This is a genomic window from Streptomyces sp. NPDC058751 (assembly GCF_042746485.1).
Lineage (GTDB): Bacteria > Actinomycetota > Actinomycetes > Streptomycetales > Streptomycetaceae > Streptomyces.
This window is the reverse complement of the sequence record NZ_JBHYPZ010000002.1, coordinates 209,051-223,277: the sequence shown is the minus strand read 5'-3', so window position 1 is coordinate 223,277 and position 14,227 is coordinate 209,051. Positions and strand designations below refer to the sequence as shown.

General features: G+C 72.8%; 11 protein-coding genes and 1 riboswitch. Of the genes, 6 read left to right on the top strand and 5 right to left on the bottom strand.

Annotation, left to right across the window (positions count from 1 at the left end; genetic code table 11):
• Window positions 1–34 precede the first annotated feature (34 nt).
• The 5 genes from ACFW6B_RS03155 to ACFW6B_RS03135 all read right to left on the bottom strand — a co-directional run bounded on the left by ACFW6B_RS03155 (window position 35) and on the right by ACFW6B_RS03135 (window position 5,672).
• Window positions 35–1,075, bottom strand: coding sequence for a cytochrome d ubiquinol oxidase subunit II (locus ACFW6B_RS03155; RefSeq protein WP_386591587.1), 1,041 nt, complete (start codon window positions 1,073–1,075; stop codon window positions 35–37).
• Window positions 1,075–2,556, bottom strand: a complete 1,482-nt coding sequence (locus tag ACFW6B_RS03150; RefSeq protein WP_386591586.1) for a cytochrome ubiquinol oxidase subunit I — start codon at window positions 2,554–2,556, stop codon at window positions 1,075–1,077. Before ACFW6B_RS03150 ends, ACFW6B_RS03155 begins: the two co-directional genes overlap by 1 nt.
• Window positions 2,557–2,640: 84 nt before the next feature.
• Complete coding sequence (locus ACFW6B_RS03145) at window positions 2,641–3,987, bottom strand: NAD(P)/FAD-dependent oxidoreductase (protein WP_386591585.1); 1,347 nt, start codon at window positions 3,985–3,987, stop codon at window positions 2,641–2,643.
• A gap of 6 nt (window positions 3,988–3,993) precedes the next feature.
• Window positions 3,994–4,155, bottom strand: a complete 162-nt coding sequence (locus tag ACFW6B_RS03140) for a hypothetical protein (protein ID WP_386591584.1) — start codon at window positions 4,153–4,155, stop codon at window positions 3,994–3,996.
• 251 nt (window positions 4,156–4,406) lie between these two features.
• Window positions 4,407–5,672 (bottom strand): sulfite oxidase, encoded by a 1,266-nt coding sequence (locus ACFW6B_RS03135; RefSeq protein WP_386591583.1) that lies wholly within the window; start codon window positions 5,670–5,672, stop codon window positions 4,407–4,409.
• 656 nt (window positions 5,673–6,328) lie between these two features.
• Between ACFW6B_RS03135 and ACFW6B_RS03130 the strand changes: the two genes are divergently transcribed.
• From ACFW6B_RS03130 to ACFW6B_RS03105, 6 genes are all read left to right on the top strand, one after another.
• Entirely contained in the window at window positions 6,329–7,153 is an 825-nt protein-coding gene (locus ACFW6B_RS03130; RefSeq protein ID WP_386591582.1) for a DUF1684 domain-containing protein, read from the top strand.
• Between the two features lie 119 nt (window positions 7,154–7,272).
• Window positions 7,273–7,386, top strand: a riboswitch (SAM riboswitch).
• Between the two features lie 446 nt (window positions 7,387–7,832).
• Window positions 7,833–9,452, top strand: coding sequence for an ABC transporter substrate-binding protein (locus tag ACFW6B_RS03125; protein WP_386591581.1), 1,620 nt, complete (start codon window positions 7,833–7,835; stop codon window positions 9,450–9,452).
• Between the two features lie 2 nt (window positions 9,453–9,454).
• Window positions 9,455–10,414: an ABC transporter permease gene (locus tag ACFW6B_RS03120; RefSeq protein ID WP_386591579.1), complete on the top strand. Its 960-nt coding sequence runs from the start codon at window positions 9,455–9,457 to the stop codon at window positions 10,412–10,414.
• Window positions 10,411–11,334: an ABC transporter permease gene (locus tag ACFW6B_RS03115; protein ID WP_386591578.1), complete on the top strand. Its 924-nt coding sequence runs from the start codon at window positions 10,411–10,413 to the stop codon at window positions 11,332–11,334. The genes ACFW6B_RS03120 and ACFW6B_RS03115 overlap by 4 nt, the downstream gene beginning before the upstream one ends.
• On the top strand, window positions 11,316–13,049 hold the full coding sequence (locus ACFW6B_RS03110; protein ID WP_386591577.1) for a dipeptide ABC transporter ATP-binding protein: 1,734 nt from the start codon (window positions 11,316–11,318) through the stop codon (window positions 13,047–13,049). Before ACFW6B_RS03115 ends, ACFW6B_RS03110 begins: the two co-directional genes overlap by 19 nt.
• Window positions 13,046–14,098 (top strand): LLM class flavin-dependent oxidoreductase, encoded by a 1,053-nt coding sequence (locus ACFW6B_RS03105; RefSeq protein ID WP_386591576.1) that lies wholly within the window; start codon window positions 13,046–13,048, stop codon window positions 14,096–14,098. Before ACFW6B_RS03110 ends, ACFW6B_RS03105 begins: the two co-directional genes overlap by 4 nt.
• Window positions 14,099–14,227: the final 129 nt, after the last annotated feature.

The following is a 14,227-nucleotide window of genomic DNA, read 5'->3' as shown; positions in this document are numbered from 1 at the left end:
AGCACGCTCCGGGTTCGAGATCGGTGATCGGCGTTCACTGGTCGTCCCCCGGCAGCCCCGCGGCCGAGGTGTCGGCGTCGGTGAGCGGTTCCAGCCGGCCTTTCGTGTCGAGCCGGTAGACCAGCACCAGGGCCGGACCGACGAGCACGACCGCGACGAGCGTCACGATCCCCAGCCAGCGCAGGCTGTGCGCGGCCCCGGCGGCCTCGGACACGGTCAGCGTGGTCGGCAGGAGGTAGGGCCGCTGGGCGAAGCCCCAGGCCAGTACGGCCAGTGCGACGGTCGCCACGGCCGAGCAGCGGGACCAGCCGTACATCCGCAGCCCCAGGAAGAGCACCGCGGCCAGGCCGCAGACCCCGGCCAGGACCGCCATCAGCAGTCCGAGGCCGCCGGTGAGGCCGTCCCAGACGTACCGCGCGTCGTCCCGGGTGACCGGCAGGGCGACGAGGGCGAGGACCACGAGGGCCGCGAAGGCGGTCCACGCCCGCAGCCGGAAGTAGCCGACGAGGTCGTCCGCCCCGAACCGCCGGGCGTCGGAGCACAGGAACACCGCGCCGAGGAAAGCGGTGGCGGCGACGGCCAGCAGTCCGGCCACGAGCGAGGTCGGGTTGGCCCAGGCGTCCGCGGACGCCTCGGTGCCCACCGCGACCCGCCCGGAGGCGACACCTCCCAGGACCGCTCCGAGGAAGAACGGCGTGAGGAGTGAGGAGATCGCGAACACCGCTCCGTAGACGCGCCGTTGGGCGATCCGGCGGGTCGGCTTGCGCAGGGCGAACCCGGCCCCGCGGAGTACCTGTCCGACGGCCGCGAGGGCGAGTGGCAGCCACAGTGCCTCGAAGACCGTCTGGAACATCACGGGGAAGCCGGTCCACATGATGATCATGATGAAGATCAGCCAGACGTTGTTGACCTCCCAGACCGGGGCCATGGCGTGGTCGATCAGCCAGCGCGGCCGTTTGCCGCGCTCGGCGCCGCCGGCCAGCAGGTCCCAGAAGCCCGCGCCGTAGTCGGTGCCGCCGGCGCAGGCGTAGGCGGCGATCACGACCACCAGCAGCCAGGCGATGACGTCGGCCATCACCGGGCACCGCCGGACGTGGTGCCGGATCCGCCGCCGGTCGCCGCCCCGGCCTCACCGGGCAGGGGCTCTCGTCTCGGCCCGTAGGGGATGTCGGTCTCGGGACCGTGCGCCCCTCGCGTCGCCGCCCCTTCGTCGGCGATGCGCCAGCGGGTCCGCATCTTCAGCACGACGGCCAGGAAGGACCCGAACACGGCCGTGTACAGGACGATGACGATGACGAGCATCGTCCAGATCCCGCTGGCACGGGTGGTGGTGACGGCCTCCGACACCCGCATGTGGTTGTAGACGATCCAGGGCTGGCGGCCGACCTCGGTGGTGATCCATCCGCACTCCACCGTGACCAGGCACGCGGCTCCGGCGAGCGCGGCGCAGGAGAAGAACCAGCGGTTCAGCGGCAGGTCCCGGTGCCGCCACCAGATCCAGGCGTACCAGAGCGCGAGCAGGATCAGCACGCTGCCGATCGTGGCCATGATGTCGAAGGCCCAGTGGACGATGGTGGCCTGGGTGGGCGTGGGGCGGTCGGAGGCCGGTACGGCGGTCAGTCCGGTCACCTGGGTGCTGGGTTTGAACCCGGCGAGGACGGAGTCCAGTTGCGGGATCCTGATCCCGCCGGAGATCGTCCCGTCCCCGTGCAGCCGGCCGAAGACGTACTCGGGCACGTGCGTGTCGGTCTTCCAGACGAGTTCCATGGCCGCGAACTTGACCGGCTGCTTGTTGAAGACGGCGCGGGCGGCGGAGTCGCCGAGGAAGAACTGGACGGGGGTGAGGATCGCGGCGACCGTGAACGGAACGGTGAAGCCGAGCTTGTGGTACCGGTCGTGCCGCCCGCGCAGCCAGCCGACCGCGTACACGCCGGCGACCACGTAACCGGCGGTCAGGAACATGGCCACCATGAAGTGCCAGTACTCGGGGCCGAACATCGGCGTGAAGATCGCCTGCCGCACGTCGACGTCGACGGGGTTGCCCTGTGGGTCCAGGCGGAAGCCCTGGGGGGTGTTCATCCAGGAGTTGGCCGAGATGATGCCGAACGCCCCCAGCGCCGCGGTGAACGGCAGCGGCACGGCCAGCCACCAGTGCGTCCACGGCTTGAGCCGGCGCCACCCGTAGAGGTACACGGCGATCAGGACGGCCTCGAGGAAGAACGCCCATGCCTCCACGCCGAAGCCGAGGCCGAACACGTCGCCCCAGCGCCCCATCATCCCGGGCCACAGCAGGCCGAACTCCAGGGACAGGACGGTCCCGGTGATGATGCCGATGGCGAACTGCACCGCCATCACCGCGGACCACCGGCGGGCGAGGAGCAGGGCCACGGGATCGTTGCGGCGCAGCCCTCGGTGGTGCATCAGGACCGTGATGAACGGCAGCGCGACGCCGAACGGCACCAGCAGGATGTGCATGGCCAGGGTGAAGGCCATCTGCTCACGGGCCGGCAGGAGCTGGGGAGGTGTGTTCGCCAGGTGGACGGCGATGGTGGACATGTACGCCTCGATGGTCTGCCCCGCGTGCGGTGGGGCTGCGGAGAAACGGCGACGGTGGGCCGGCGCGGACCGGCCGGGGCAGCGTCAGGGGGAGGTGGAGGTGGAGGGCGCCCTCTTTCCGGTGGGGGACCCGGGGGACGGATCCCGGTCGGGCATGGTGAAGGCGCGTTCGCGCCGCGAGCCGGAGGCGAACACGACGGCCCAGCTCAGCACCGCGCCGAACCTGCTGCGGAATCCGGTGAGGAAGGCCAGGTGGATCAGGAGCCAGGCCAGCCAGCCGGTCCTTCCGGACAGGTGCATCCGGCCTGCCTTGACGACGGCCCTCCCGCGGCAGATGTAGGCGGCACTGCCCAGGTCCACGTACTTGAAGGGCTTCGGCCGCTTCTTCCTGCCCTCGATGGAGTGCCGCACGGCGCGGCCCGCGTACGCGCCCGTCTGCATGGCGACCTCGGCGAGCCCGGGGAGCCGGTCGAGGCCCATCACGTCCCCGGTCACGCGGATGTCCGGGTGTCCGGGCAGGGTCAGGTCGGGTTCGACCGCGATGCGCCCGGCCCGGTCCTGCTCCGCTCCGGTGGCCCGCGCCAGCGCCGCGGCGATGGGCGGGGCCTCGACACCCGCCGTCCACAGCACCGTGTGCGCCGGGAAGTGCGTGCTCGCGCCGTCGCCGTCCTTGACCGTCAGTCCGTTCGCGTCGACACCGGTCACGGTCGTGCCGAGGTGGATCTCCACGCCGAGGTCGCGCAGGGTGCGGGCCGCGCGTTCGGCGAGGCGGGGACCGAACGCGCCCAGCACGGCGTCGGACCCTTCGAAGAGCAGCACCCGTGCCTGGGCGGAGTCGATGGCCCGGAACTCCCGGTCGAGCGTGCGGCCGGCGATCTCCCTGATCTGTCCGGCGAGTTCCACACCGGTCGGACCGCCCCCGACGAGCGCGAAGGTGAGCCACCGCCGGCGTTCCCTGGGATCGGTGGCCGTCTCGGCCATCTCGAAGGCCTGGTAGAGGCGGCGGCGGATGCCGAGGGCGTCGTCCAGGGTCTTCATCCCGGGCGCGTGCGCGGCGAACTCGTCGTGCCCGAAGTAGGACTGGCGCATGCCGACGGCGACGATCAGGTCGTCGTAGGGCAGCTCCAGGAGCCCGCCGTCGGGCCGCCGCGCCCGCACCGTCTTCGCGTCGGGGTCCACGTCCGTGGCCTCGGCGAGCAGGCAGTTCACGTTGTGGTGGCGGCGCAGGACCGCGCGCAGCGGCCGCGCGATCTGGCCTTCCGACAGGATGCCGGACGCGCACTGGTAGAGCAGCGGCTGGAACAGGTGGTGGGCCCGGCGGTCGACGACCGTCACCGCGGCCGGCGCGTGCCGCAGGGCGCGGGCGGCGAACAGTCCGGCGAACCCGCCACCGATGATCACCACCCGGCGGGGCGTGACGTGGTCCTCCATCGTCACTCAGCCGGCCGCGACCGGACCGGGGAAGAGCGCCGTCCGGCCGTCGGCGTACGAGGTGGCGCCCACGGCGTGGCCGAGCGGGCCGGACGGGGCGGCGGCGATCGCGTCGACGACGCCCTCCGGACACGTCTGCCGGGGCTCGTCGGCCATTCCTGCGACCATGGTCTTTCCTTCGGGCGTGTCGGAGGGCGCTGCCGCCATGCCCGTGACGGGCCTTGTGGCGGGCTCGGCCGGTGGACGCGCTCGAGGAACGCGGGACCCTTCGCAGCGCGGAACCCAAACGAAAGCATGCCGCGTGGCCGGTCGGCGGACGGGCACGCCAGACCGGTGCCGTTCCTCCCGCACGTCACCGGGACGGACCAAACCTCACCGGCCCCGGTGGAACCGAGCCGCTGCCGGCTCGGTCCCGTCCGTCAGACCACGCTCACCGGATGCCGCACCACCGCGCCGAACAGGTACCCCTGCGTGTTCGGGACGGCGGTGTCCGGCTGGGTCCGGCCGGCCGTGTCCGTGGCGCGGGCCAGCAGGTGGGTGGCGCCGGGTGTGTCGGGCCGCCAGTCGAGGGACCAGCGGGTCCAGGTGCCGGCCCGGGGCCGGTCGTGCAGCCGTGCGGGCCGCCAGCTCGCACCGCCGTCGGTACTGACGTCGACCTCGGCGACGGCTCCCGTGCCCGACCACGACCGTCCGTGCAGTACGTGCCTGCCGCCGGCCGCGAACGTGGCCCCGCTCGCCAGCTCGAAGGCGCTCTTCGTGGTCTGCCGGGTGATCGGCGCGCTGCCGCCCTCGGGGTGGGCGGGGCCGAACAGCCGGTAGAAGGTGGTGTTCCAGGGCGAGTAGAGCGGCTCCGCGGACACCTCGATGTCGCCGACCCACTTGATCGACGCGATCCCCACCCAGGAGGGCACCAGCACCCGGACCGGATGGCCGTGGTCGTACGGAAGCGGCTCGCCGTTCATCTCGTACGCGAGCAGTACGTCGTCCAGGGCTTTGGCCAGCGGCAGCGGACGGCGTACCCGTCCCAGGCTCTCCCCGCCGCTGACGTACTCGGCGTCCAGACCGCGCGGCTGCACGTCCACGGCGCGCGGGGACAGTCCGGCCCGGCGCAGCACGTCGGCCAGCCGCACCCCGCGCCAGCGTGCGACGCCGATCGCCCCCAGGGTCCAGGGGGTGCCGGTGACCGTCTCGCCCTGTTGCGTCGTGTAGTACGAGCGGCCGTTCCCGGCGCATTCGACGAAAGCGGTCCGGGTGACGGCCGGCAGCGCGCGCAGGTCGTCGTACCCGAACTCCACCGGCCGGTCCTCACCGGGGTTTCCGCGCAGTCCGCTCCCCCACAGCCGCAGACGCCAGTCGTCGGCGGCCAGGACGGGTGTGGCGGTGTGGTTGCGCACGAAGAACAGTTCGTTGGGGGTGGTGCGGCCGGTGCCGCGCAGCGCCTCCCAGCGGGTCTCGGCGTTGGTGCCGCGCTCGATGAACCACTCGGCGGGCAGCGGCTTGACGATCCCGCCCGCGGCGTGGGCGGGCCGTGCGGTGCCGAGCGCGGTGGCGGTCGCGGTGAGCAGGGTGAGCAGCCGGCGGCGGGTGACTCCGTCGGCTCTGGCCTCACCCGCGAGCCACTGGCGCAGTCTGCGGTGGTCGTACTCGGTTTCGTGGTGCCGGCCTGCGGGGGTGGGAGAAGGCATGGGAGGTCCTCGTCATGACGGGCGGGACGGACGGTGGGCTCGGCGACGCGTGCCGACGCGGGCACGCGTGGGTGGACCGGTGTGCGCTCGGCCAAAACGTCCGGAGCGGCGGTCGAGCAGAGACGCGAGGAGAAGAGTGGTCAGCCGGTCGTCCGACACAACGCGGCGGCCACGCGGACGAGGTCCACGGCACGACGGCGGGTCAAAGGCTCCGGCAACGGCATGGCGGGATGCAACCACGCGGGGCGCACGGCGTCAACGGAACGACCGTGCGCGGGAAACGACCGCCCCGGCCCGTCGACGCGCGCGACCGCCGCGCCCCTCCCTCCGCCGCCCGGTCGGCGGACCGCGCATCACACGACTGACATACAGCCGTCACACACGAACGGAATGCGGGCTCACCGACCGCCCGTTCCACCTGACATGACTGTCGGAGCAGTGCTCGACGCATCCGAAGCGCAGAACCAGGTCGACGCCAGTGTGCGACTGGCCACGCCCACGCCCCTGCCGCCGCGTCCCCGTCCTCTCGCCCCGACGTCCCTGCCCCACCACTTCCGTGTCCCCGTCCCAGTGGTCCCCCACCACCGCCCCCGCGTTCCCGCATCCCCGCACCCCGGCGTGAGGACGAACCTCACGCGTACACCGAAGGAGAGCCCATGACCACCGAGGCGACCCCCGCGGACCTCCGTGCCTTCACCGAGACATGGCTGGACTGGTACCGCGAACAGGAAGCCCGGCTCGCTGGCCCGCACGGTTTCCTGGCGATCACCGGCCTGCACTGGCTCGACGAGCGGCCGCGGCGCTTCCCCGACGCGCCCGGCGCCTGGCACACCGGCCCCGCCGGGGTCGTCGTCACCCTCGACGACGACGAGGAACTGGTCGTCGGCGGAACACCGGTGCGCGGTGAGCACCGCTTCGGCGTACTGCCCGAACGCGGTGGTGCCGAAGCCGTCTGGAAGGACGCCGTCATCGAGGTCGCCAAGCGGGGCGGCCACGACATCGTGCGCCCCCGGCACCCGGACGCGCCGCTGCGCACGGCCTTCACCGGGACGCCCGCCTACGCCCCCGACCCGCGCTGGGCCGTGACGGGCCGTTACGTCCCCTTCGACGAGCCGCGGCCCACCACCGTGGGAGCCGCGGTCGAGGGCCTGGAGCACGTGTACGACGCTCCCGGCCGGATCGAGTTCGAGCTCGGCGGACGCCCCCTGGCGCTGACCGCGTTCCCCGGACACGTCCCGGGCGGGCTCACGGTCCTGTTCACCGACGCGACCTCCGGAGTCACCACCTACGCCGCCAACCGGACCCTGTCCGTCGAGGCGCCCGCCGCCGACGGCACGGTCGTCCTCGACTTCAACCGCGCCGCCAACCTGCCCTGCGCCTACACGGACCTGGCCACCTGCCCCCTGCCCCCGGCGGAGAACCGGCTGCCGGTGGCGATCGAGGCGGGCCAGAAGATCCCGCGCGAACGCGGCGGTTCCTGACCCGTGTTCCCCTACGGGGCGGGCGTCCACCGGCTGTCCCGGTGGCCGGCCCGGCCCCCGCGGCGGAGTCGGGACCCGCCATTGACGTACGCGAGAAGCGCTCCGTACGATCACGAAACGGCATTGAGTGTCAGCGTCAAGCCCTGGCTCGCTGACCGGCAACCCTCCCGCGCGGTGGGGTGCTCCAGGTGAAAGCCCGGCGGGACCGGTGACGGTCCCCGCAAGCGCGTGGCCCCGTGACCGGGGCCGGAAACAGGGAGGACCGTCATGCGGCACGCCGGTGGCCCCGACGCCTCCTTCGCCGTCGCCGTGGTGTTCTCCCGGCTGGCGCGCCGACGCCACATCGATCTGAAGCGCTCGACCAGCTGCCTCTGTCGGGCCTGACGCCCCTTCCCACCACCGGGCGCTGACGGGCCTCCCGTCGACCACCTGCGTACGTGCGGCCCGCCGCCGTCGACGCCCGTGGTCACCCGTCGCGGCGTGCGTCCCGCCCGGTTGCCGCTTCTTCCCGGTCCTTCCGATCCGTCTTCCGCCCGGCCCTGTCCGCACGGCACTCCCGCACGGCACTCCCGCACAGCGCTCCCGCACCGGCACCGCGCCCGGTGCGGGCGCGCACACCGGTGCGCGGTCGTGCCCGCGCGGTGCCCCGTGCCCGGCGACCCCAAGAGGAGAACCCTCCGTGAGAGCACTTCCGGATTTCCGATCACCCCGATGGACGGCGGTCACCGCCCTCGTCACCACCGGCGTGCTGCTGGCCGCGTGCGCCTCCGGCACCGACGGCCCCGGCGCCGGAGGCGGCAAGCCGCGCTCCGGCGGCACCCTGACCTTCGCGGTGGGCTCGGACGCCGGATGCGTGGATCCCCAGCAGGTCGGCAGCAACGACACGATCTACTCGGTGCGCCAGGTCGTGGACTCCCTGACGGACCAGGACCCCAGGACCGGAAAGATCGTGCCGTGGCTGGCCGAGCGCTGGGACGTCAACGCCGACACGACGGCCTTCACCTTCCACCTGCGGTCGGGGGTCACCTTCAGCGACGGGTCCCCGCTGACCGCCCAGGTGGTCAAGGACAACTTCGACGCCGTTCCGGAACTCGGTGTCCTGGGAACGCTGGCCCAGGGCTACCTCAGCGGCGTCAAGAGCACCGAGGTGGTCGGCCCGCTCACCGTCAAGGTCACCTTCCGGCAGCCCAACGCCCAGTTCCTGCAGGCCACTTCGACTCACTCGCTCGGGATCGAGTCGTCCGCGAGCGTGAAGAGGTCCCCGCAGCGGAAGTGCAGTGACGGGGTGGTCGGGTCCGGACCCTTCGTGCTGAAGCGGTACGTGCAGAACCAGTCGGTCACCCTGGACAAACGCCCCGGCTACGCCTGGGGTTCCTCCCGGTGGGACAAGAAGGGCGAGGCGTACCTGGACCGGCTGGTGTTCAAGGTCGTGCCGGAGGCGGGTGTGCGCGCCGGCAGCCTCCGGTCCGGCCAGGTGGACGCGATCGGCAGCGTGGGCCGGGCCGACGAGGCGGCGCTCAAGGGCGGTCAGGCCGCCTTCCTGAGGCGGGCCAACCCCGGAATCGTCTTCGGTCTTGGGTTCAACAACACGCGGCCGGTCCTGAAGGACGCGAGGGTCCGGCGGGCGATCCTGGCCGCCGTCGACCGCGAGCAGATCGCCGGTACCGTCTTCCCCACCGGCACCCGGGCGGCGACCAGCGTCCTCTCGCACACCACTCCCGACTACACCAGTCTCGCCCCGGAGCTGGCCTTCGACGCGGCCAAGGCGAAGTCCCTCCTGGAAGAAGCCGGTTGGAGGACGGGCGCCGACGGCATCCGCTCCAAGGACGGCAGGAAGCTGCGCCTGACCGTCGACTGGGTTCCCAACGCAGCCACGAACCAGCCCGCGTTGGAGCTGGTACAGCAGCAACTCAAGGCGGTCGGCGTCCAGGTGGTCCTCAAGCAGCTCCAGCTCCCCCAGCTCACGCCGATACAGCAGTCGGGCGCGTACGACGCGATCTGGGGGAACATCACCCGCGCCGACCCCGACATCCTGCGCAGCTCCTTCTCCACGAAGCTCGCCAACTTCTACCGTGTGCCGCCGAGCGGCCTGGACACGACCCTGGCGGCACAGGCGGCGACCGCCGACCCGGCCGAGCGCGGCCGGCTGGTGGCCCGGGCACAGCGGTCGATCGTGCGCGAGGCGTACAACGCGCCGGTGGTGGAGCTGCAGACCCAGCTGGGCGTGTCCACGAAGGTGCACGGCCTCGCCTTCGACGCCTCCAGCCGGATCCAGTTGCACGACACCTGGATCGGCTGACCGTGCGCGGCTACGTGGTCAAACGGCTCGCGCAGGCGGCCGGGGTGCTGTGGGCGGCGTACACCGTGTCGTTCCTGGTGCTGTACTTCCTGCCGGGCGATCCGGTCACGGCGATGGCCGGCGCGGGTATGGAGTCGGGACAGGTCGATCCCCGGCGGATCGCCGCCCTGCGGCACGAGTACGGCTTCGACGAGCCGGTGCTCGCGCAGTACGCCGACTACCTGGGCCGGGCGGTGCGCGGGGACTTCGGCGACTCGGTCGCCACCGGCCGGCCGGTCGCCTCGACGCTGGCCGACGCGCTGCCCCAGACCCTCCAACTGACGAGTGCGGCACTGCTGTTCGCGGTGCTCCTCGGTGGCGGACTGGCGGTGGCGGCGACGTACACCACACGGCGCTGGCTGCGGCAGCTCCTTCTGTCGCTGCCGCCGCTGGGGGTGTCCGTCCCGACGTTCTGGGTGGGGCTGCTGCTCGTCGAGGCGTTCTCCTTCCGGCTGCGCTGGCTTCCCGCGTTCGGCAACGACGGGGTGCGGGGGCTGGTGCTGCCGGCGCTGACGCTGGCGGTCCCGACCGGCGCCCAGATCGCGCAGGTGCTGGCCAAGAGTCTGCTCACCGCGCTCGACCAGGCGTACGTGGAGACCGCCCGCGCCAAGGGCGCGGGCCGGTGGCGGGTCCATCTGCGGCACGCGCTGCGCAACGCCTCCCTCCCGGCGCTGACGGTCGTCGGCCTCCTGATGGGGCAGCTGATCGCAGGTTCGGTCGTCGTGGAGACGGTGTTCTCCCGTGACGGCCTGGGCCGCGTCACCGCGGCGGCCGTCACGGCCCAGGACATCCCGGTGGTGCAGGGGGTGGTGGCGTTCGGTGCGCTGATCTTCGTGACGACGAACCTGGTCGTCGACCTGGTCTATCCGCTGCTCGACCCGCGGATCGTGGTGGCCCCGGGCGGAAGGGCGGGTGCCGCATGAGCCAGGGCCTCGTCCATGACACGTCCGAGTCCGCGCCCGGCCAGGCCCGGCCGGTCGGCACGGTGCCGGATCCCGGACCGGGGCGCCGTGCCGGCGTACGGCGGGTGCTGCGGTTCCTGGTGCGCCGTCCCGGTCTGCTGCTGTCGGCCGCCGTCATCGTGCTGGTGGTGCTGGCCTCGTTCCGGCCGCGGCTGTTCACCTCGCGGGACCCGCTGAAGGGAGTGCCCGAGCAGAACTTCCGCCCTCCGAGCGGCGCGCACTGGTTCGGCACGGACGAACTGGGGCGCGACGTGTTCTCCCGGGTGGTGCACGGCGCCCAGCTGTCCCTGAAAGCGACGCTGATCGCGGTGCTGGTGGCCTTCGTGGTGGGCGGTCTGATCGGCGTGCTCGCCGGGTTCGTCGGCCGCTGGGTCGACGACGTGCTGATGCGCTTCGTCGACGTCCTGCTGTCCATCCCCGCGCTGTTCCTGTCACTGGCCCTGGTGACCGCGCTGGGGTACGGGACGGTGAAGGTGGCCGTCGCGGTCGGCATCGCGAGCGTCGCCTCCTTCGCCCGGGTCGCTCGCGCCGAGGTGCTCCGGGTGCGCCAGGCGGTGTTCGTCGAGGCGTCGCGCTCCTGCGGGTCACGCTGGTACACGGTGCTGGGCCGGCACGTGCTGCCCAACGCGGCGGGCCCGGTGATCGTCCTGGCCACGCTCGACTTCGGCGCCTCCGTCCTGGCCGTGTCGGCGCTGAGCTTCCTCGGCTACGGCGCTCCCCCGCCCGCCCCGGAGTGGGGCACGTTGATCTCCGAGGGCCGCAACTACCTGGCCAACGCCTGGTGGCTGACCGCGCTGCCCGGACTGGCGATCGCCGCGACCGTCCTGGCCACCAACCGCGTCGCGCGGGCCCTGGACGGCGAATGGTCCCGGCAGCGGTGACCGACGAGAGCGAGAACGGTGAAAGGAGCGAGAACGGTGAAAGGGGCGAGGACGTGACCACACCACTGCTGGAGATCCGCGGCCTGTCCGTGTCGTACCGCACCCGCGGCGGCACCGTGCCGGCCGTCCGGGGCGTGGACCTCGACGTGTGGCCGGGGCAGGTGACGGCGGTGGTCGGGGAGTCCGGCTCGGGCAAGAGCACGACGGCGCACGCGATCACCCGTCTCCTGCCGGACACCGGGAGCATCGACGCGGGCACGGTCCGCTTCGGCCGGCACGACCTGGCCACGCTGTCGGAGCCGGAACTGCGCACCGTGCGCGGGGCGCGGATCGGACTGGTGCCCCAGGACCCGACCGTGTCGCTCAACCCCGTCAAACGGATCGGTGAACAGGTCGCCGAGGTGCTGCGCATCCACGGTCTGGCGACCCGCCGCTCGGCCGCCGCCGAGGCGATCGCCGTCCTGGACCGGGCCGGACTGCCCGACGCCGCCGTCCGGGCCCGGCAGTACCCGCACGAACTCTCCGGCGGTATGCGGCAACGCGTCCTGATAGCCGTCGCGATCGCCGCGCGCCCCGAGCTGATCATCGCCGACGAGCCGACCAGCGCGCTCGACGTCACCGTGCAGCGGGTCATCCTCGATCACCTCCAGCGCCTCGCCGAGGAGTCGGGCACGGCGGTCCTGCTGGTGACCCACGACCTCGGGGTCGCCGCCGACCGGGCGCAGCGGCTGGTGGTGATGGCACAGGGGCGAGTGGTGGAGGCGGGCCGCACCCGTGACGTCCTCGCCGGTCCCCAGGACGCGTACACGCGGCACCTGCTGGCGAGCGCCCCGAGCATGAGCGCCCTACGCCGCCGCCCTTCCGTACCGGCGGCCACGGCGAGGGCGGCTCCCCTGCTGGAGGCACGCGGCCTCGTCAAGGAGTTCCGGCTGCCCCGCACGGCCGACGGGCCCCGGACGCTGCGCGCGGTCGACGACGTCAGCTTCGCCCTCCGGCGCGGACAGACCCTCGCCCTGGTCGGCGAGTCGGGCTCGGGCAAGTCCACCACCGCCCGGCTGGTGCTCCGGCTCGCCGACGCGACCTCCGGGCAGGTCCTGCTCGACGGCGCCGACGTCAGCGCCGCCACGGGCGCCCGCGCCAGGCAGCTGCGCCGCCGTGCCCAGCTCGTCTACCAGAACCCGTACGCGTCCCTCGATCCGCGCTTCTCCGTCGGTGAGGTGATCACCGAGCCGCTGCGCGCCTTCAGGGTCGGCGACCGTGCCTCCCGGCTCGCGCGGGCCCGCGAACTGCTCGACCGGGTGGCTCTTCCGACGGCCTTTCTGGAGCGCCGGCCCGCGGAACTGTCCGGCGGGCAGCGTCAGCGGGTGGCGATCGCCCGCGCGCTCGCCCTCTCCCCCGACCTGGTGGTGTGCGACGAGCCCGTGTCCGCGCTCGATGTGTCGGTGCAGGCCCAAGTACTGGAACTGCTGGTCGAGTTGCAGGCCGGCACGGGGGTGGCGTACCTCTTCATCTCCCACGACCTGGCCGTCGTGCGCCAGATCGCGCACCAGGTCGCGGTCATGCGGGCCGGCCGCGTCGTGGAGACGGGCCCTCCGGAGGATCTCTTCACCCGCCCCCGCCACGCGTACACCCGCGAGCTGCTGGCGGCCATCCCCGGCGGGCGGGTCCCCTCCCCCGCCGGAACCGTCACGAGCCGAAGGGCCGGTGCCTCATGAGCACTCCCGCCATCACCTCCCTGGCGTTCCTCACCCCGGGCAACTTCGCCGACGACGACCCGTACACCGGCCTGGAGGAGACGCTCCGGCTGTTCGAGTACGGCGAGCGGGCGGGCTTCGACGGGGCCTGGATCAGGCAGCGGCACCTCGAACACGGCGTCGCCTCGGCGGCCGTGTTCCTCGCCGCGGCCGGTCAGCGCACCGAGCGGATCGAACTCGGCACCGCCGTCATACCGATCGGCTACGAGAGTCCCTTCCGCCTCGCCGAGGACCTGTCGCTGGCCGACGTCCTGTCCCGGGGCCGGCTCCAGGTCGGCTTCAGCACCGGGATGCCGCACGCCGAGCTGCTCGGCGACCTGGTGCACGACGGTGACTGGCGCGGCTTCGACCTGTCGTACGGCAGGATCGCCCGCGTCCTCGGCAATCTGCGCGGCGACCACCTGGGCGGCCCGGACACGGTCATCCACTCGCCGGGCAACGTCCAGCGTCCCCGTCTGCAACCGCACAGTCCCGGTCTGGCGCGCCGCGTCTGGTACGGCGGCGGGAGCCTGCGCTCGGCCCGCTGGGCGGCGGAGAACGGCCTGAGCCTGCTGACCGGCAACATCGTCACCGGCGAGGGGACCGACGACTTCACGACGGCCCAGCTGAATCTGCTGGCCGAGTACCGGCGGGCGCTGCCCCCGCGGGACGCGGAGCCTCCGGCCCGGGTGGCGCTGGGCCGGGTGATCGTGCCCCTCGACAGCGCGGACGCGGCCGGGCGGGCCCGCTACCGCGCCTACGCGGCGAGCCGTCACGCGCGGACGCTGGCACCCCAGGGCCCGAAGCGCACGCTGTTCGCCCCCGACGTGGTGGGCACCGCCGAGCAGATCCTGGAGCAGCTGACCGCCGACCCGGTCCTCGCGCAGGTGTCGGAGCTGCGCCTCGAACTGCCTTACGAGTTCCACCGGGAGGAGTACGAGCAGATCCTGCACGACACCCTCCACCTGGTCGCCCCCGAGCTGGGCCGGCGTCCGGATCCCGACCGCCGGACGACCCGCGTTGGCCGGTAATCATCGGGGCGTCGGGCGCCCTCCCTCCCGCGGCGGCCATATTTCCTATCGATTTACTAGGAAACCATTGACCGCGCGTCCGGCGGATGCGCAGGATGATGTACATGCCCCCCACGCAGCAGCGACTGG